The organism is Myxococcus qinghaiensis (genome assembly GCF_024198215.1).
Taxonomy (GTDB): Bacteria; Myxococcota; Myxococcia; order Myxococcales; family Myxococcaceae; genus Myxococcus; species Myxococcus qinghaiensis.
Genome location: NZ_JAKCFA010000040.1, coordinates 21,241 through 41,227 on the forward strand (window position 1 = coordinate 21,241; position 19,987 = coordinate 41,227).

Consider the following 19,987-nt stretch of genomic DNA (forward strand, 5'->3'; position numbering starts at 1 on the left):
GTGCCCGGCTCTGTGATGAGCGCCGATACCCAGGAATTGAGGACGCAGCTCGACCAGCTCCAGGAGAGCCTGTCCGTCCGGCAGAGCACCACGCACTTCGCCCACACGGGGGTCGCCACCCTGGCGGCCCTCATGTTCGCGGGGGCGGCTGGCAAGCTGTTCTATGACTCCCTGCGCACCCCGCTGATGGCGTGGGGCGTGACGCTGCTGTCGCTGGGGCTGCTGGGCTACGCGCTCCGCCGCTACGTGGTGGGGCGGCGCGTGCTGGCCGACGAGCTGACGCGCTTCCAGACGCTCCTGGAGCTGCGCAGCCAGCTCCGGCTCGACGACCCCGCGGCGCTGCTGCCCCGGTGAGCGCGGCCCGCAAGTCCGCCCGACGCGGGCGGTTCATCGTCCTGGAGGGGCTCGACGGAGCCGGCACCACCACGCAGGTGGAGCGGCTGGCGTCCGCCCTGCGCGCGGAGGGGCACGCGGTGCTCACCACGCGTGAGCCCTCGGATGGCCCGGTGGGGACCCTGATTCGCCAGGCCCTCACCGGCCGGCTGGGCCTGCCGAATGGCGCGGGCCCGCTGGCGCCGGAGACGCTGGCGCTGCTCTTCGCGGCGGACCGGACGGACCACCTCGCGGCCCGGGTGCTGCCCGCGCTGGAGGAGGGCAAGCTGGTGCTCTGCGACAGGTACGTCCTGTCGTCGCTGGCCTACCAGGGGGCGTCGCTGCCCATGGCCTGGGTGGAGGCGGTGAACGGGTACGCGGTGTCCCCCGACCTGACGCTGTTCGTGGGCGTCGCGCCCGAGGTGGCGGCGAAGCGCCGGGCGGCACGGGGCGGGGCCGCGGAGCTGTTCGAGGCGGACGAGGCCCAGCGGCGCATCGCCAAGCAATACCTGGCCGCCATCCGCCGCCGCGCGAAGAAGGAGCGCATCGTCCACATCGACGGTGAGCAGGGGATTGAAGCGGTGACGGCGGCGTCGCTGGTGGAGATTCGCAAGCTGTTGGGTCGCAAGCGCTGACGGACAGTTGGTGAAATCTCGCGCGGCGGACTCCCCGGCCGTTGCGCTACAGTCCGCCCTTCCTATGGAGCGCACCGGCGCGGCGGCAATCATCATCGGCAATGAGGTCCTGACGGCCAAGGTCCAGGACCAGAACGGCCCGCACCTCATCAAGAGGCTGCGCGAGGTAGGCATCGTCCTGCGCTCGGTGGAGACCATCCTGGACGACGTGGACGCCATCGTCGACGCGATGAGCCGGGCGCGCCAGCGGGCCCGCTACGTGTTCACCAGCGGCGGCATCGGCCCCACGCACGATGACGTCACGGTGCGCGCGGTGGCGCTGGCCCTGGGCAAGCCCGTGGTGCGGCTGCCGGAGATGGTGTCGCTCATCAAGGCGCGAGCGCCCGAGGGCAAGGTGACGCCGGAGGGCATGCGGCTGGCGGACGCCCCGGAGGGCGCGGTGCTGCTGCCGCAGGCGGGCACCTGGTACCCCGTGCTGACGGTGGGGGACGTGTTCCTCCTGCCCGGCGTGCCCCAGCTCTTCCGGATGCAGCTGGAGACGGTGCTGGCTCGGCTGAGCGGCACGCCCGTGGTGCTCAGCAACCTCTACCTGCGCCTGGGCGAGAGCGACATCGCCGCCGTGTTGGACAGCGTGGCGCTGAGCATGCCGCACGTGGCCATCGGCTCGTATCCGGAGTTCGACCCGGAGAAGGACTTCCGGGTGAAGATCACGGTGGAGGCCGCGGAGCGCGCGCCCGTGGAGGACGCCGTCGCGCGAATCATCGGCGGGCTTCCCGATGACGCGGTGGTGCGGCGGGAGTAGCTGCCCTCCCGCCGCGCGCCGGGACTACAGCGACAGCCCCAGCCGCTGACGCAGCCGGAAGAAGTCGTCGGTGAAGGACCAGGCGAGCAGGGTGCGCAGCCGCTCGCCCTCGCGCACGGCCTGGAGCATCGGCTCCGGGGAGTCCAGCTTCGCCCCCGCGAAGTTCGGGTCCTCGCGCAGCACCATGCCCAGGCCCACGGACACGTCGCCTGCGATGAGCAGACCCGCGCGGTCCGCCGAGTAGTCCAGCGCGTCCAGCCACGGCGCCAGCTCCAGCTTCTGCACGTCGCCCAGCGCCATCGCCGGCACTTCCAGCGCCTTGATGGCCTTGCGCGAGAAGGCCTTGCGGAGCTGCTTCACCGTCTCGTCATTGCGCCGCCCCAGCGCGGAGAACTGCTGCGCGTGGATGCGGATGGCGCTGCCGAACAGCTCCGCCGTCTCTCCCTGCGACAGCTTCTCCAGCACGGCCGCCTTGTTCAACAGGCCCAGCGCCGCGCGGCCCAGGAGGAACTTCTGCTCGCGCGCGTTGAAGCGCCGCACCACGTCCTGGCCAATGCACACCGACAAGGGCTCGGTGGTCTCCAGCACCGTGAGGCCGCGCCGCGCCTGGTACGCGTCGAACTCCTCCACGCCGAACACCTGCGCCACCGTGCGGATGGCCTTGTAGACGGCGCTGTCCGTCTTGAGCTTGTCCGTCTTCGGGTTGACGCCGACGATGTCGAAGCTCGGGGGGTAGACCTTCTCCAACTGGTCGCCCATGGCCCGCAGCACCTCCAGCAGCGGACCCCGGACGCCCGGGTGCAGCAGCATGGAGTCCACGTCCGTCGACGTGAGCCCCTCGCGGACCTCCTGCGCCAGCCGCGTGCGGCCCTCCGTGTAGAAGGCCAGCTCCGCCTCGTTGGTGGAGCGCAGGAACTGGAGCACGGACGCCACGCAGAAGGCCTTGTCGAGCTGCTTCAGGCCCTCCCACAGCTTGAACAGCGCATGCAGGCTGTCCACCCGTGTCGGGTCCTGGCGGAGGATCTGCCGGTGCTCCTCGACGGCGAGCGGCACCGACGACGTGTCGCGCGCGTACAGGCCCGCCAGCGCCGTGCGGGCCGTGAGGTTGGAGGTGTCGCTCTCCACCACCTGCCGGTACAGCGCGGTGGCGCGCGCGGGCTCGGAGAGCGGGCCGGCGAACAGCTCCGCCACGCGCATCCGCAAGGCCGCCGCGCGCTTCGCGTCCGTGGCCGCCGTCGTCTGGGCCTGCGCCTCCAGCAGCTGTGCCAGCTCCGGCAGATTGCGCGCGCGCTCGTACAGCGTCACCAGCCGGTCCACCAGCGTCGGGTCTCCCGGCGTCAGCTCCAGCGCGCGGCGGTACAGCGGCGTGGCCGCGCCCGCGTCGCCCAGGCCCTCGTCATAGGTGCGCGCCAGCTCCAGCGTGAAGCGCGCGCGGGACTCGGCCGGCAGCTCCTGCTGGAGCAGCTTGTGCAGGCAATCCACCGCGCCCGTCCAGTTGCGCCCCTGGGCATGAATCGAGGCCAGTCGCTCCAGGGCCTCCAGGTGGCGGGGCTGCGCGGAGAGCACCGTCATCAGGTGCGCGGACGCGCGGCTCGGGTCATTCAGGTGCGTCTGGTACAGCGAGCCCAGCGTGAGGTGGAAGGGCGCGAGCGTGCGCGCGTCTCCGCCCTGCTGCACGCGCTGGCTCAGCATGGCGGCGGCCTCCGCGTACTGCTGCGCCTCCAGCAGCAGCGAGCCGCGCAGCTCCAGCGCTTCGATGTGGCCCGGCTGCGCGGCCAGGGCCTTCTCCAGGAGCGCCACCGCGCGAGTCCGGTCTCCCAGGGCCGCGTGGTGCAGCCGCGCCGCGCTCACGTAGCCCGTGGCCGCGGCGGGGTGGTCCTTCTGCGCCAGCTTCGCGTCGGCGCGCCGCTCGTGCAGCGCGGCCAGGTCCGCCGAGCCGCCCCGGTGCGCGAGCAGCTCCTCCAGGCCCGCCTGCGCGGCCGGGTGCAGCGGATCTCTCTCCAGCGCCTGCTTGTAGAGGGCCGCCGCGGCGTCGGTGTCCTTCTGGACGAACGAAGCCAGCCGCGCCGCGCCGATGAATGCATCGATGGCGCCGCGAGGGTCCTTGCTGAGCCGGGCCTCGGCCTCCAGCGCGGCCCGCGCCTCGGCCGCGTCTCCGCGCCGCATCGCCACGCGCCGCGTGCCCTGCAGGGCCGGGAGGCACTGGGGCTGCAGCTCCAGCGCCTGCTTGTAGAGGGCCGCCGCGCGCTCCAGGTCGCCGAAGCGGATCTCCGCGAGCTCCGCGGTGCGCAGGAGCATCTCCAGCGCCTCTTCCGCGTCGCGCGCGTGCGCCAGTCGCAGCGTGTAGAGCCGGGCGAGGCCCGCCACGTCCCCGGCGAGCTTGAGCGAGCGCTCCAGCGCGAAGGCCAGCCGCGCGTCTCCCGGGTCCGCCTCGAAGGCGCGCTTGTACGCCTCCAGCGTGCCCTCGGCGGGGCCCTTGTCCAGGTCCACGGCGGCGGACAGCCGCAGCGCGGTGGCCAGGCGCGGGTCATTCACGCGCTCGGCGATTCGCTGCCGCAGCTCCGCGCGGCGAGGACGGTCCGCGGCGCGGATGCGCTCCAGCAGCGTGAGGGCGGTGAGGTTTCCGGCGTCCAGGCCCAGCACGGCCTCGCAGCACAGGGCCGCGCGCGAGGGCTCCTGGAAGCGGTCCAGGTACAGCCGCGCCAGCTTCAGGTAGGCCGTGACCTTGGCCGTGGGCGTGCCGCCGACCTGCGTCTCGCGGTCCAGGATGGACACCAGCTCCTTCACGTTGTCCTGCGCGAGGAACAGGCGCTCCAGGGCACGCAGCGTGGCGGCGTGGCCCGGCGTCAGCCGCAGCACTTCCTGGTACGTCTCGATGGCCAGCTCCGGACGCTGGAGCGAGTCCTCCCAGATGGCGGCGGCCTGGAACAGCGCGTTGGCGCGCTCCAGCGGGTCCGTGCGGTTGGCGGCCTCCTCGCGCAGCATCTCGATCAGGTTCTCCCACGCGCCCTGCGCCCGGTAGATGCGGGCCAGCGCGCGCAGCGCCGGGAAGTAGCTGGGCGCCAGCATCAGCGCCTCCTGGTACGAGGCAATCGCCTCGTTCTCCCGGGACAGCCGCTGCTCGTACAGCTCGCCAATCTTGTAGATGAGCGCGGCGGCCTGCTCGGTGGAGGGCGAGCTCTCCGACTCCGCCCGGTACATGTCCACCAGCTTCTCCCAGCGGCCGTCCTGGGCGTACAGCCGCCCCAGCGCCTTGAGCGCGGGCAGGTACGACGGGGACAGCGCCAGCACGCGCTCGTACGCGGAGATGGCGCCCGGGCGGTCCTTCAGGTTCTCGTCGAGAATCTCCGCGTTGCGGTGCAGCAGCGACAGCACCTGCTTGGTGTCGCCCGCGAGCGACGCCTCCAGGTCATGCGTCTCCAGCAGCTCCCGGTAGCGGCCCGCGCGCTCATACAGCCGCGCCAGGTTGCGGATGGTGGGCAGGTGGTCCGACGCCAGGTCGAGGATGCGCTTCATGCACTCGATGGCGTGGTCCAGGTCTCCCAGCCGGTCCTCGTACACGCCGGCCATCTTGTTCAGCGTGGTGATGAGCTGATCTCTATCGGACGTCTGGAGCAGATCCTGCTCGAACATCGCCACCAGCTCCGCGAAGCGGCCCTGGCGCTCGTAGAGGCGGGTGAGGGCCTTCTGCGCGGGGAGGTAGCCGGGCTGCAACTGGAGGCAGGAGTTGTAGCGGGAGATGGCGTCCTCCTGCCGACCCAGCCGCTCCTCCAGGATCTCCGCGGCCTTGTACATGCGCGCGGCCTTCTGCTTGGCGTCCTCGGCGGCCGCGACCTCCGCGTCGAAGACGGAGACCAGGCCCTCCCAGTTCTGCATCCGGTAGTACAGCTTGCCCAGGCCCGCGAGCGCCGCCGAGTGGCCAGGGATGCGCGCGACGATGGCCTGATACCGCGCCGCCGCGTCCACCTCGCGCTTGAGGACCTCCTCGTACAGCGCGGCCAGGCGAAGGTTGGTGGCCACCAGCTCGCTCTCGTCGTTGAGCGAGCCCACGCGCGCCAGCAGCACGTCGGCCAGCTCCTCGTAGCGGCCCTGCGTCTCGTAGATGCCGGCCAGCTCGCTGAGCACCAGCGGCTCGTTGGGCGCGGCGTGGCGCGCGTCCAGCAGCGCGGCCAGGGCCTCTCCCTTCTGGCCCAGGCGCTCATGCACCTTGGCGATCTGGAGGTAGGCGGGCGCGGCCAGGGGGCCCAGCGCGGTGGCCTCGGCGGTCAGCGCCGCGAGCAGCTCCTCGGTGCGTCCCTCGCGCTCGGCCACGTGCTTGAGCGCGGCGAGCAGCAGCGGGTCGGAGCGGTCCAGCGCGAAGGCCTCGCGCAAGAGCGCGGCGGCGGGCTCGCGCTGCTTGAGGCGCTCGTCGAGCAGCAGCCCCGCGGAGGTCAGGTAGTGCGCGCGCAGCGACGGCTGCTGCATGGTGGCGGCGAGCAGCTTGTAGACCTCCACCAGCGCGGCGGCGTCGTTGCGCATGGCATAGACGGACTCGAGCTGCGTGAGCACCACGACGTCGGTGGGCCGTCGCTCCAGGCACTGGCGCAGGCAGGCGGTGGCCTCGTCGTCGCGGGACAGCCGCTCCTGCAGGACGATGCCCTTCTCGAACAGGAGCGCGGCCTGGTGGCGCGCGTCCTCGGTGGCGGCGAGCTCCGCGTCGAGCAGCTGGATGACCATCTGCCAGTTGCCCACGTCCGCGAAGAGGCGGCGCGCGGCGCGGATGTTGACCAGGTACCGGGGCGCCAGCTTGTACGCGTTCTGGAAGGCCACCGCCGCGTTGCGCGGATTCTTGAGCGGCTCCTCCCAGAGCAGGCCCACCTCATGGAAGAGCTGCGCGGCGGCGGGGCCGTCCGTGGTGCTCAGCGTCCGGGCCTCGCGCTCCAACGAGGCGATGCGCTCGCGGGCCTCGTCCTCCGTGCTCGGAGTGGGCGCCGCCTGGGGCGCGGCCTGTACGGACTGCGTCAGCACGTCGGCCGCCGTCGGGCCGGGCTTCGCGGGTGCCTCGGAAAGCGGAGGAGGGGCGACCGTGACGGGGGGTCGCGGGATATCGTTGCGCTCGCTCATGAAAGGCCGGCTCCGGGGGCCAGTTCTGAGAGGGAAAGAATGGCCAGGAGCGGTCGTAACACGCGCTTGGCCGGTCCCTCAACTTCCCGTCATTCCTGACGATTTGGGTGTCCGGATACCCGGGGAGCGAGCAGGCCCACGCTTCGGGCCCCGGCCCCGCGAGACTCAGAGCCCTGCGCGCAGGTTCTCCTCGGCGATGCGGACCAGCCCCGTCACGTGCTTGTGGAACCAGAGGCCGAAGGGCTGGATGGACTTCGCTGGAGTCTGCTCGGGGAGGTCTTGCAGACCCTCGTCGAAAGGGACGATGGCGTGCTCGCCCGAGATGGACCTGGTGCGCTGGTCGAAGGCGAAGGACCGGCCGATGTGCCATCCGCCGTGGAACACGGAGAGGTTCTTCAGCTCTTTGTTCCCGGTGGCCTTCACGAGCCCGTCGATGTCGTAGACGTCGTCGGCGATCTCCAGGCAGCTCCAGCCACCGCCCACGACGTTGCCGCATGGGAAGGTGGGCAGGCCTTGCTCCACGACGTTGTCCACGAGCCAGGTGACGGTGCCGTACACGCGCTGGAAGTAGTCCCAGCTCGACTCGCTGTTCCGGGGTTTGGGCACCTTCTTGCCGTTCCAGCTCCCGATGCGGTGCTTGTACTGGCGCTTGAAGATGGAGAGCTGCTGGTCGAGGGAGTCCATGCGCTCGGGCTCCTTCTTCACGTCGAGGTGCTCCGCGACGAAGTGTGACTTTGGGTAGCGGTCGTGGAGGTCCTTCAGCATCGCGATGGCGGTGTCGACGGCCTCGTAGGCGTTCTTCGGCTTCGCGAAGGAAGGGCCCTTGGGCGCGGAGGTCTTCTGCGGGTGCTTCGAGTCGGGCATGGGAGATTTTTCGCACGAGAGGCGTGAGGGGTAAATCGATGAGTGCGTTTCCGAGGCCGGTGCTCAAGTGCCCGTGGACTTCGGAAGGACCTTCTCTTCGAGCCGCCGCATGAAGTCATTCAGGTGTCGAGCCATCACGGAGACATGGGGCGGTTCAATCATCGTCTGGTGATTGCCGGGGATGCCGATGAGCTCCAGTCCACCGCGGACGAGCTGCTGCCAGGGGCGCTCGGGGTGGAGCGGGTGCGGTGGGACGTACTCCTGGGCGCGCAGGTAGATGGCGGTGCCGTCGGTGGGCGAGGGCTCGTAGCTGAAGAGCGCGCGCATGTGTGCCTTCCAGACGGAGAGGAAGACCTGGAGGTCCACGAGCGAGAACGAGTCGGGCACGACGGCGCCATCGCGGGCGCGGCGCAGCACCTCGAGCATCTGGGCCTGCGGGTCCAGCCCGCGCAGGAGGGAGATGAGCGCCTCCGACGAGTCACCGAAGGTGGCGGCGAGCAGCTCCGCGTCATCCTCGAAGCGCTTGGGGAGCTGGCCGGGCCCCGGTGTGTCGAGGAACACGAGCAGCGAGGGAGGGACGCCCAGGCGTCGCAGGGTCTGCGCCATCTCGTAGACGATGGTGCCGCCCATGGACAGGCCCATGAGGTAGTACGGCGGTCGCGGGCGTAGCTGCAGCAGGGCGTTCAGGTGGACGGAGGCGAGCTGCTCAATGGTCTGGAGTGGCTCGCATTCGCCATTCACCCCCGGAGCCTGGAAGCCGTAGACGGAGCGCTCCGGACCGAGCGCACGCACGAGGTCCTGGTAGCAGAAGACGGTTCCGCCAATCGGGTGCATGCACAGGAGCGGTGGGAGGTCATCGCGCCCTTGCTGGAGCAGCACGACACCGTCGGGAAGCGTGGGCGCGGAATCGAGCGCTGTCGCCCCCGAGGCACCGGGTGTCAGCTTCTCCTGAACCCAGACGGCGAGCGCGGCCACGGTGGGGCTCTGGAAGAGGACCTGGAGGGGGATCTTGACCCCGAAGCGCTCGGACAGCTTCGCGATGAGCTGCGCGGCGAGGAGCGAATGGCCACCCAGGTCGAAGAAGCTCGTCGTCACGCTGATGGACTCGCGGCCGAGGACCTGGGACCACAGCGCGGCGATGTCCTCTTCCAGCGGGGTGCGTGGAGCGACGCGTGCGTTCGAGTCATCCCCCGTCGCGGAGGGACGAGGCAACGCCCGATGGTTGACCTTGCCGTTCGCCGTGAGCGGCAGTGCCGGAAGCACTACGAAGTCCGAGGGAACCATGTGCGAAGGCAGCGTCCCCTGGAGGAAGGTGCGAAGCACCGTGGACGTCAGCTCCAACTCCGTCGCGACATAGCCGACGAGGCGCCTGTCTCCCGGAGCGTCCTCGCGAACGAGGACGATGGCATCACGCACATCGGGGTGTGCACGCAGCGCGGACTCGACTTCGCCCAGCTCGATGCGGAAGCCGCGCAGCTTCACCTGGTTGTCGCGACGGCCGATGAAGTCGAGAGCCCCGTCATGGCGAAGCCGGACGAGGTCACCGGTACGGTAGAGGCGAGCGCCAGGAGTGGTGCTGAAGGGATGGGGAACGAAGCGCTCTGCAGTGAGGTCGGGCCTGTCCCAGTAGCCCCAGGCAAGGCCATCACCGCCGACGAAGAGTTCGCCTGTGACGCCCGTGGGGACGGGCTGCAGATGCGCGTCGAGGACAAAGGCGGTGCTGTTGGCGATGGGCCTGCCGATGGGGACAGAGAGTTCCTGGTGGATGAGGACAGGGTGCCAGGAGCTGAAGGTGGTGTTCTCGGTGGGGCCGTAGACGTGGAGAAGGTGCTGAGGCGGGCCGAGGGAGAGGACGCGGTTGACGCAGGAGGTGTCGGCGTTCTCCCCGCCGAAGAGGAGGAAGCGGAGGCGGGAGAAGGCGGAGGGCTCGGAGCGGGAGACGAGGTTGAAGAGCGCGGTGGTGAGGAAGAGGGCGGAGATGCGCTCATCGAGGAGACGACGGGCGAGGATGCTGGGGTCGATGACGTCATCCTTTTCGAGGATGACAAGGGAAGCGCCGTTGAGGAGTGCGCCCCAGATTTCAAAGGTGGAGGCGTCGAAGGCGACGGTGGCTGCCTGAGCGACGCGGTCTTCGTGGCCGAGTTGGACGTAGTCGGAATCGAGGACGAGGCGGATGACGGCGCGGTGGGGAATGCAGACGCCCTTGGGTCGGCCCGTCGAGCCCGAGGTGTACGTGACGTAAGCGAGGTCGTCCGGCCCCATGTCGTGCGTGAGCTGGGGAAGCTCGGCATCGGAGTAGTGGGGCAGAGCGTCGATGCAAAGCGGCTCGGTGTCACCGTGGGGGACGCGCGCGGACAGTGAGGTCAGCGTGACGATGCGCTGGACCTGTGCGTCGCGAGCCATGAAGTCGAGGCGCTCGGAGGGGTAGTCCGGGTCGAGCGGGACGTAGGCGCCGCCGGCCTTGAGGATGGCGAGCAGCGTGACAATCAGCTCGGGAGAACGAGGCAGGCACACGCCGACCTGTGGACGCGATCTGTCGACGCCATGGGCACGGAGGCCACGCGCGAGCCGCGTGGAGCGCGTGTCGAGCTCACCGTACGAGATTGAGCTGGAGCCATGCTGGACAGCGATGGCATTGGGCCGCAGCGAGGCCTGGGCGGCAAAGCACTCGACGATGGACGAGTGGGAGGGATACGGCCGGCTGGTGTCGTTCCAGTCGACGAGCCACTGACGATGCTCCTCGGCGGAGAGCAGCTCCAGGGAATGGATGGCGGCGTGTGGACTCCGGACGACCTGCTCCATCAAGCCGCGGAGATGATCCGCGATGCGGGAGATGGTGGTGGGCGCGAAGAGCGCGGTGGCGAACTCAAAGACACCATTGAGTCCGTGAGGCGTCTCTTCCAGCGACAGGGTGAGGTCGAACTTGGAGGTGCGAGGGTGCAACTCAAGAGTGTCGACCACGAACCCCGGGAGCTGAAGCTGTCCGGCCGGAGCATTCTGGAGAACGAACATGACCTGGACGAGAGGGCCATGGCTCAAGGAGCGCTCGACGTGGAGCTCCTCGACGAGCTTCTCGAAGGGAAGCTCTTGATGGGAGTAGGCGCCGAGGCAGGCGTCGCGAGTGCGAAGGAGGACGTCGAGGAAGGAAGGGTTGCCGGAGAGGCGAGCGGGGAGAGGGAGGGTGTTGACGAAGAAGCCGATGAGGGATTCGAGCTGGGGGCGGGTGCGGTTGGCGATGGGAGAGCCGACGAGGAAGTCGAGCTGGCCGGAGTAGCGGGAGAGGAGGAGCTGGAAGGAGGAGAGCAGTGCCATGAAGAGGGTGGCACCGTGGAGGCGGGAGAGGGAGTCGAGGGAGTCGCGAAGGTGGAGGGGAAGGGAGAAGCGGTGAGTGGAACCCTCGAATCGCTGGAGAGAGGGCCGAGGGAAGTCGGTGGGAAGAGAGAGGACGTGAGGGACGCCGTCGAGGAGGCGGGTCCAGAAGTCGAGCTGGGAGGAGAGGGTGTCGCCGGAGAGCCAGTGCCGCTGCCAGGAGGAGAAGTCGGCGTACTGGATGGAGAGCGGGGCGAGGGAGGAGGCCACACCTTGGAGGCGTGAGAGGTATTCGGCGGAGAGCTCCTGGTAGAGGACGCCGAAAGACCAGCCGTCAGAGACGATGTGGTGGAGATTGAGCAGCAGCAGATGTCGTTGAGGCGCGAGGAGGAAGAGGCGCGCACGGAAGAGCGGCCCGAGGGCGAGGTTGAAGGGCGTCTCGGCATCGAGCTGGAGAAGACGGAGGACCTCCTCGTCGGAGTTGGCCGAGGCCGAGAGGTCGACGAGTCCCCAGTCGAAGTCAGGCGAGTCTGAGATGTGCTGAGAGGGCGCGCCGTCGCCCGGGAAACGAGTGCGGAGAGACTCGTGACGAAGGACGAGCGCGCGGAGGCTGTCATGGAGCGCGGTGACGTCGAGAGTGCCCTCCAGACGAAGCGCGAAGGGCATGTTGTAGACGGCCTGATGCTCGTGGAACTGGTTGAGGAACCAGAGGCGTTCCTGAGCGAACGAGAGCACCAGTGGCTCGTCCCTGCTCACCGTTGGAATGAGCGAAGTGTTCCGAACCGCCTCCGCTGATTGGAGGCGCTGCGCCACGGCCTGTGCGAAGGACTCGATGGTCGGTGCTTCGAAGAGCATCCTCACGGCCAGCGGAACCCCGAGACGTTCCTGACACCGTGAGATGATCTGAGTGGCGAGCAGCGAGTGTCCACCCAGGTCGAAGAAGTTCGCGGTGACGCTGACCTGGTCGAGCTGAAGCACCACCGCCCATATGGCCGCGAGCTGTGACTCCAGCTCCGTGCGCGGTGCGACGAATGCCTCACCGTCGACGCCATTCGCCTCGGGTGCCGGGAGTGCGCGGTGGTCGAGCTTCCCGTTGGGCGTGAGAGGCATCGCCGAAAGGACGATGACCGTCGAAGGAACCATGTGGCTGGGAAGCTGTTGCCCGATGTGCTCGCGCAACGCGGGGCCGGACAGCTCCGTCGCGACATAGGCGACGAGACGCCTGTCGCCCGAAGCGTCCTCGCGGACGAGGACGACGGCATCTCGCACGTCAGGGTGAGCCCGGATGGCGGACTCGACTTCGCCCAGCTCGATGCGAAAGCCACGCAGCTTCACCTGGTTGTCGCGGCGACCGATGAAATCGAGAGCGCCATCAGGACGCAGCCGGACGAGGTCACCGGTGCGGTAGAGACGAGCACCGGGAGTCGAGCTGAAGGGATGGGGAATGAAGCGCTCGGCGGTGAGGTCGGGCTTGTTCCAGTAGCCCCAGGCGAGGCCGTCGCCACCGACGAAGAGCTCACCCGTGACGCCCATGGGAACAGGCTGCAGGTGCACGTCGAGCACATAGGCGGTGCTGTTGGCGATGGGCCTGCCGATGGGGACGGTGAGTTCCTGGTGGAAGAGGGCGGGGTGCCACGTGCTGGCGGTGGTGTTTTCGGTGGGGCCGTAGCCGTTGACCAGGCGCTGGGGAGGTCCGAAGGAGAGGACGCGGTTGATGCAGGAGGGGTCCGCGTTCTCACCGCCGATGAGGACGAAGCGGAGGTGAGAGAATGCGGCAGGCTCGGTGCGGGAGACGAGGTTGAAGAGCGCGGTGGTGAGGACGAGGGCGGAGATGCGTTCGTCGCGGAGACGACGGGCGAGGACAGCCGGGTCGATGACGTCATCCTTGTCGAGGATGACCAGGGCGGCACCGTTGAGGAGGGCGCCCCAGATCTCGAAGGTGGATGCGTCGAAGGCGACGGTGGCGGCCTGGGCGACGCGGTCTTCGTGACCGAGCTGAACGTCATTGGATTTGAGGACGAGCCGGAGGACGCCTCGGTGGGGGATGCAGACACCCTTGGGCCGGCCCGTCGAGCCCGAGGTGTAGAGGATGTGCGCCAGGTCATCGGGACGGAGGTCGCACTCGAGCGGCGCACCGCTGTTCGCATTCAGCGCATCCCGAAGCATGTCCAGACTCAGGTATTGCCAGTCACCCGAAGGCACGCTCGCTCGGAGCGACTCGTGAGTAACGATGGCGACGACTTGTGAGTCGCGAGCCATGAAGTCGAGCCGCTCGGAGGGGTAATCCGGGTCGAGCGGGACGTAGGCGCCGCCAGCCTTGAGGATGGCGAGCAGCGTGACAATCAGCTCAGGAGAGCGGGGCAGGCAGACCCCGACTTGAGGCCGTGCTCTGCCGACTCCGTGTGCACGAAGGACGCGAGCGAGCTGGTTGGCGCGGGCATCCAGCTCGCTGTACGAGAGTGAACTGGCGCCGTGTTGCACGGCGATGGCGTTGGGACGCAGCGAGGCCTGGGCGGCGAGGCACTCGACGATGGATGAGTGGGAGGGATACGGCCGGCCGGTGTCGTTCCATTCGACGAGCCACTGACGACGCTCGTCGGCGGAGAGCAGGTCCAGGGAATGGATGGACGTGTGGGGCGTCCGGACGACCTGCTCCATCAGCCTGCGAAGGTGGTCCGCCATGCGCGCGACAGTGGCGGGTGCGAAGAGCGCGGTGGCGAACTCGAAAACGCCATGGAGACCATCCGAGGACTCTTCCAGGGAGAGCGTGAGGTCGAACTTGGAAGTGCGCGGATGGAGTTCGACGTGTTCGACCCTGAGCCCCGGGAAGGACGGCGGTGCACCGGGAGCATTCTGGAGAACGAACATGACCTGGACGAGAGGGCCATGGCTCAAGGAGCGCTCGACATGGAGCTCCTCGACGAGCTTCTCGAAGGGAAGCTCCTGGTGGGAGTAGGCGCCGAGGCAAGCGTCGCGAGTGCGGAGGAGGACGTCGAGGAAGGAGGGGTTGCCGGAGAGGCGAGCGGGGAGAGGGAGTGTGTTGACGAAGAAGCCGATGAGGGATTCGAGTTGGGGGCGGGTGCGGTTGGCGATGGGAGAGCCGACGAGGAAGTCGAGCTGACCGGAGTAGCGGGAGAGGAGGAGTTGGAAGGAGGAGAGCAGTGCCATGAAGAGGGTGGCACCGTGGAGGCGGGAGAGGGAGTCGAGGGAGTCGCGGAGGTGGAGGGGAAGAGAGAAGCGGTGAGTGGAGCCCTCGAAGCGCTGGAGAGAGGGACGAGGGAAGTCGGTGGGAAGAGAGAGGACGTGAGGGACGCCGTCGAGGAGGCGAGTCCAGAAGTCGAGCTGGGAGGAGAGGGTGTCGCCGGAGAGCCAGTCACGCTGCCAGGAGGAGAAGTCGGCGTACTGGATGGAGAGCGGGGAGAGAGAGGAGGCCACACCCTGGAGGCGAGAGAGGTACTCGGCGGAGAGCTCCTGGTAGAGGACGCCGAAGGACCAGCCGTCGGAGACGATGTGGTGGAGGTTGAGCAGCAGCAGATGTCGTTGAGGCGTGAGGAGGAAGAGGCGCGCACGGAAGAGCGGCCCGAGGGCGAGGTTGAAGGGTGTCTCGGCATCGAGCTGGAGAAGACGGAGGGCCTCCTCGTCGGAGTTGGCAGAGGCCGAGAGGTCGACGAGTTCCCAGTCGAAGTCAGGCGAGCCTGAGATGTGCTGAGAGGGCGCGCCGTCGCCGGGGAAGCGAGTGCGCAGAGACTCGTGACGAAGGACGAGCGCGCGGAGGCTGTCATGGAGCGCGGTGACGTCGAGAGCGCCCTCCAGACGAAGTGCGAAGGGCATGTTGTAGACGGCCTGATGCTCATGGAGCTGGCCGAGGAACCAGAGGCGCTCCTGGGCGAACGAGAGCACCAGCGGGGCATCCCTGCTCACCGTCGGAATGAGGGCCAGGTTCGTCGGAACATCGGAGGCGCTGTGGCGCTGCTTGATCACGAGAGCGAGCGCTTCGATAGACGGCGCCTCGAACAGCGCACGGACTGGAACCCGCGCCCCCAGATGCTCCTGAATGCGAGAGATGACCTGGGTGGCGAGCAGTGAGTGTCCACCCAGGTCGAAGAAGTTCGCGGTGATGCTGACCTTGTCGAGCTGAAGCACGGCGGCCCAGATGGCTGCGAGTCGCGACTCCAGCTCCGTGCGTGGAGCGACGAACAAGTCCGTCTCCCGCGGTCCGAACTCAGGCGCCGGCAGGGTACGGCGATCCACCTTGCCGTTGGGCGTGAGTGGAAGCGCATCGAGGACGACGACCGCCGAGGGAACCATGTAGCTGGGAAGGTGCTGTCCCAGGTGCTCACGCAACAGCGCCCCGGAACTTCGCGTCACGACGTAGGCGACCAGTCGCTTGTCACCCGGCGAGTCCTCGCGAACGAGGACGACGGCGTCGCGCACGTCGGGATGGGCACGCAGCGTGCTCTCCACTTCACCCAGTTCGATGCGGAAGCCGCGCAGCTTCACCTGATTGTCGCGGCGGCCGATGAAGTCCAGCTCTCCATCCGGGCGGAAGCGAACGAGGTCGCCCGTGCGATAGAGGCGCGCGCCAGGTGTCGTACTGAAGGGGTGGGGAATGAAGCGCTCGGCGGTGAGGTCGGGCCTGTCCCAATAGCCCCAAGCGAGTCCATCACCTCCGACGAACAGCTCACCCGCGACGCCGGGGGGAACGGATTGCAGGTTCGCATCGAGCACATACGCGGTGCTGTTGGAGACAGGCCGCCCGATGGGGACAGACAGCTCGGTGGAGGACTGGGCCTGATACCAGGTGCTGTACGTGCTGTTCTCGGTGGGGCCGTAGCCGTTCACCAATGCGCCAGGCGCTCCGTGGTTGAGCACCCGTTGAACAGTCGTGGCATCGGCGGCCTCTCCTCCGAAGATGACCCAGCGCAGCCCCGCGAAGGCGCCAGGGTGCGTGCGCGCGGTGTGGTGGAAGATGGCGGTCGCGACGACCAGCGCGGAGATGCGCTCCTCCTTCAGTCGGCGTGCGAAGACGTCGGGCTGGATGACCTCGTCCTTGTCGAGGATGACGAGCGCGGCGCCGTTGAGCAGCGCGCCCCAGATCTCCAAGGTGGACAGGTCGAACGTCACGGTCGTCACCTGGGCGACCCGGTCGTCTGGCCCCAGTCGGACCTGGTCCGGGTCCAGCGCCATGCGAACCACGCCCCGGTGTGGAATGCAGACACCCTTGGGCCGTCCCGTGGAGCCCGACGTGTAGATGATGTGCGCCAGGTCGTCGGCGACGCTGTCGTCCACCCACGGCGTTGAAACCGAGCCCTCCAGTGCCTCTCCGTGCAGGTCCAGGTTCACCACGTGCCACGGGCCCTCGGGGAGCCGCGTGCTCAGGGCCTCGTGGGAGACAATGGCCGCGAGTCGGGCGTCCTGGGCCATGAAGGCCAGTCGCTCCGTGGGGTGCTCGGGGTCCAGCGGGACGTATGCTCCGCCAGCCTTGAGGCTCGCGAGGAACGCGACGATGAGCTCCGGGGACCGTGGCAGGCACACGCCCACCTGTGGGCGCCGCCGGTCGACGCCGTGCGAACGCAGCACCTGGGCCAGCGCATTCGCCCGTGCATCGAGCTGGGCATAGGTGAGCACGCGCTCACCATGTCGAATCGCCACCGCTTCGGGCCGCAGCGCCACCTGGGCATCGAAGAGGCGCACGAGCGACGACTCGGACGGGTAGGGGCGCGCCGTGTGGTTCCAGTCGATGAGCCACTTGCGTTGCTCGTCGTCGGAGAGGAGCGGCACCTGTCCGCAGGGACGCTCGGGGGCGCGGACGAACGCTTCGACGAGTCGCACGAAGTGCTCCGCCATGCGCTCGATGGTGCGCGGAGCGAAGAGCGCGGTGGAGTACTCGATGGAGCCGCGGAGTCCCTCGGGGGCTTCCTCCAGCGCGAGGAACAGCTCGAACCGTGACGTCCGTGTCTCCAGTTCCAGCGGAGCGACCTTCAGCCCCGGGAGCTGAAGCTGTCCCCCTGGCGCGTTCTGGAGCGCGAACAGGACCTGGACCAACGGACTGCGTCCAGGCTCCCGCTCGACGTGGAGCTCCTCGACGAGCTTCTCGAAAGGAAGCTCCTGGTGGGAGTAGGCGCCGAGGCAGGCGTCGCGAGTGCGAAGGAGGACGTCGAGGAAGGAAGGGTTGCCGGAGAGGCGAGCAGGAAGAGGGAGGGTGTTGACGAAGAAGCCGATGAGGGATTCGAGCTGAGGGCGGGTGCGGTTGGCGATGGGAGAGCCGACGAGGAAGTCGAGCTGGCCGGAGTAGCGGGAGAGGAGGAGCTGGAAGGAGGAGAGCAGTGCCATGAAGAGGGTGGCACCGTGGAGACGGGAGAGGGAGTCGAGGGAGTCGCGAAGATGAAGGGGCAGAGAGAAGCGGAAGGTAGAGCCCTCGAAGCGCTGGAGAGAGGGACGAGGAAAGTCGGTGGGAAGAGAGAGGACGTGAGGGACGCCGTCGAGGAGACGGGTCCAGAAGTCGAGCTGGGAGGAGAGGGTGTCGCCGGAGAGCCAGTCACGCTGCCAGGAGGAGAAGTCGGCGTACTGGATGGAGAGCGGGGGGAGGGAGGAAGCCACACCCTGGAGGCGTGAGAGGTACTCGGCGGAGAGCTCCCGGTAGAGGACGCCGAAGGACCAGCCGTCGGAGACGATGTGGTGGAGGTTGAGCAACAGCAGATGCTCATGCTCCGAGGTCGTCACCAGCAGCGCGCGAAAGAGGGGGCCGCGTGCCAGGTCGAACGGCTGTTCCGCCGCCGCACGGAGCAGCGCATGGGCCTGCTCCAGCGAGCTCACATTGCGCCGCTCCAGCCTCACGGACATCGACTGCGCCACGTGCTGCACGGGAGCGCCTTCACCCGGGAACGTCGTACGCAGGGACTCGTGTCGGTCGACCAGGGACTGGAGGCCCTGCTCCAGCGCTGTGACGTCGAGTGTCCCCTCCAAGAGGAACGCCATGGGCAGCGAGTAGACGGCCGTGTCCGGCATCCACCGGTCCAGGAACCACAGTCGCTGCTGAGCGAATGAGGGACTCAGGCGCGCCTCGCCCTGCGCTGGCCGGATGACGTCTTCGTCGAACGCGCTCGCGCGCTCCTCGATACTGGCGCACAGCTCTCGAAGAACGGGCCGGTCGAAGAGCGCGCGCAGCGGGAGGTGAAGCCGGGTCACCTCGCGCATCCGGGTGATGACCTGCGTGGCGAGCAGCGAGTGGCCTCCCAGGTCGAAGAAATTCGCGGTGGCGCTCACCATTCGGACGCCGAGCACTTCCGCCCAGATGCGCGCGACCGCGGTCTCCAGGGCCGACTCCGGTGCGACGAAGTCCTCGGAGTGCGACTGGGGCGCGGGCAGCAACGCGCGGTCCACCTTGCCGTTGGGCGTGAGTGGCAGTGCGTCCATCACCACGATGGCTGCCGGCACCATGTACCCAGGGAGCAAGCGCTGCAGGTGCTCGCGCAGCTCGATGGAGGTCGCTCTCCCGACGACGTATGCGACCAACCTCCGGTCACCCGGCGAGTCCTCGCGCACGAGCGCGAGTGTCTCCAGCACGGAGGGATGCTGGCGCAGCGCGCTCTCCACTTCCCCCAGCTCGATGCGAAAGCCTCGGAGCTTCACTTGATGGTCGCGACGGCCGATGAACTCCATGGCCCCATCGGCGCGCTCCCGCACCAGGTCTCCGGTGCGGTACATGCGGCCACCGGGCGTCTGGCTCCACGGGTCCGGCAGGAAGCGCTCTCCCGTCAGGTCCGCGCGCTCCCAGTAGCCCCACGCGAGGCCCAGGCCCCCCGTGTACAGCTCGCCCACAGTCCCATGGGGAACAGGCAGCATCGCCTCATCCAGCACATACATCCGCGTCCCTGAGATGGCGCGGCCGATGGCGACGGCCGTGGTGTCCTCGACCTCCAGTGCTCCTCGTATCGGGTGGAAGCTGGTGAAGGTCGTGTTCTCGGTGGGGCCGTAGAAGTTGACCAGGCGGATGTGCGGAAGCTGCTCCAGCGCCTTGCGCGCATGGGGCACGGAGAGGACCTCGCCTCCCGTGAGCAGCTCGCGCACACGGCCCATTCCAGGCAGGCCCAGCTCGACGAGTTGATGAAAGAGGCCCGTCGTCACCCACACCAACGTCACGCCCTGGGCCTCCAGGAAGGGCCCCAGCTCATCGAGCCCCGCCGCGCCCTGGGTGAACACCGCGAGCCTCGCCCCGTTGAGCAGCGCACCCCAGATTTCGAACGTCGAGGCGTCGAAGGCCACGGGCGCGAACTGGAGCATCACGTCGTCGGGGCCCACGTCCACGTAGTTGGCGCCCAGCACCAGCCGCAACACGCCCCGGTGCGGAACACAGACACCCTTGGGCTTGCCCGTGGAGCCCGACGTGAAGACCACGTAGGCCAGGTCGTCCGGGCAGACGTCCCGCGCGGGTGGATGTGACGCGAGCGCGTCCAGCTCCGCTTCCATCACATCCAGGCTCAGCGTGGGCACACCGCCCGTCGGCAGGCGGGAGCGCAGGCGCGTCTGGGTGACGATGACGTGGACGCCCGCGTCCTCCGCCATCAGTTGCAGTCGCTCGGACGGATAGTCTGGATCCAACGGAACGTAGGCGCCGCCCGCCTTGAGGATGGCCAGCAGGGTGACCAGCAGCTCCGCGGAGCGAGGCAGACAGACACCCACCCGAGGATGCTCTCGGCCGACACCCATGGCGCGCAGGCGCCACGCGAGCTGGTTCGCCCGCGCGTCGAGCCGTGCATACGTCAAGCACACGCCGTCGCTGCTGACCGCGACGGCGTGTGGACGCAGCGCCACCTGGGCTTCGAATGCATCCGCGATGCTGGAAGGAAATGAAGCCGGAGAGGGAGCCGACAAGGAGAGGGCGTCGAGCATGTCAACGCGT

The 19,987-nt window shown here is 68.6% G+C and carries 6 protein-coding genes; 3 read left to right on the forward strand and 3 right to left on the reverse strand.

Features of this window, described 5'->3' with window-relative positions; all coding sequences use genetic code 11:
- Positions 1 to 15: 15 nt before the first annotated feature.
- The 3 genes from LZ199_RS43305 (at position 16) to LZ199_RS43315 (ending at position 1,809) form a co-directional block, all read left to right on the forward strand.
- Positions 16 to 354 carry a hypothetical protein gene (locus LZ199_RS43305; RefSeq protein ID WP_253999691.1) on the forward strand — a complete coding sequence of 113 codons (339 nt, stop codon included), beginning with the start codon at positions 16 to 18 and terminating at the stop codon, positions 352 to 354.
- Positions 351 to 1,007 carry a dTMP kinase gene (gene tmk / locus LZ199_RS43310; protein ID WP_253999692.1) on the forward strand — a complete coding sequence of 219 codons (657 nt, stop codon included), beginning with the start codon at positions 351 to 353 and terminating at the stop codon, positions 1,005 to 1,007. The genes LZ199_RS43305 and tmk overlap by 4 nt, the downstream gene beginning before the upstream one ends.
- Positions 1,008 to 1,071: 64 nt before the next feature.
- Positions 1,072 to 1,809, forward strand: coding sequence for a competence/damage-inducible protein A (locus tag LZ199_RS43315; protein ID WP_253999693.1), 738 nt, complete (start codon positions 1,072 to 1,074; stop codon positions 1,807 to 1,809).
- Positions 1,810 to 1,833: 24 nt separating this feature from the next.
- Here LZ199_RS43315 and LZ199_RS43320 read toward each other — a convergent pair whose 3' ends face one another.
- The 3 genes from LZ199_RS43320 to LZ199_RS43330 all read right to left on the reverse strand — a co-directional run bounded on the left by LZ199_RS43320 (position 1,834) and on the right by LZ199_RS43330 (position 19,977).
- Positions 1,834 to 6,912, reverse strand: coding sequence for a tetratricopeptide repeat protein (locus tag LZ199_RS43320; protein WP_253999694.1), 5,079 nt, complete (start codon positions 6,910 to 6,912; stop codon positions 1,834 to 1,836).
- A gap of 165 nt (positions 6,913 to 7,077) precedes the next feature.
- Positions 7,078 to 7,776, reverse strand: coding sequence for a hypothetical protein (locus LZ199_RS43325; RefSeq protein WP_253999695.1), 699 nt, complete (start codon positions 7,774 to 7,776; stop codon positions 7,078 to 7,080).
- 63 nt (positions 7,777 to 7,839) lie between these two features.
- A complete protein-coding gene (locus LZ199_RS43330) occupies positions 7,840 to 19,977 on the reverse strand; it encodes a non-ribosomal peptide synthetase (RefSeq protein WP_253999696.1) in 12,138 nt (4,045 codons plus the stop codon).
- Between the last annotated feature and the right edge of the window lie 10 nt (positions 19,978 to 19,987).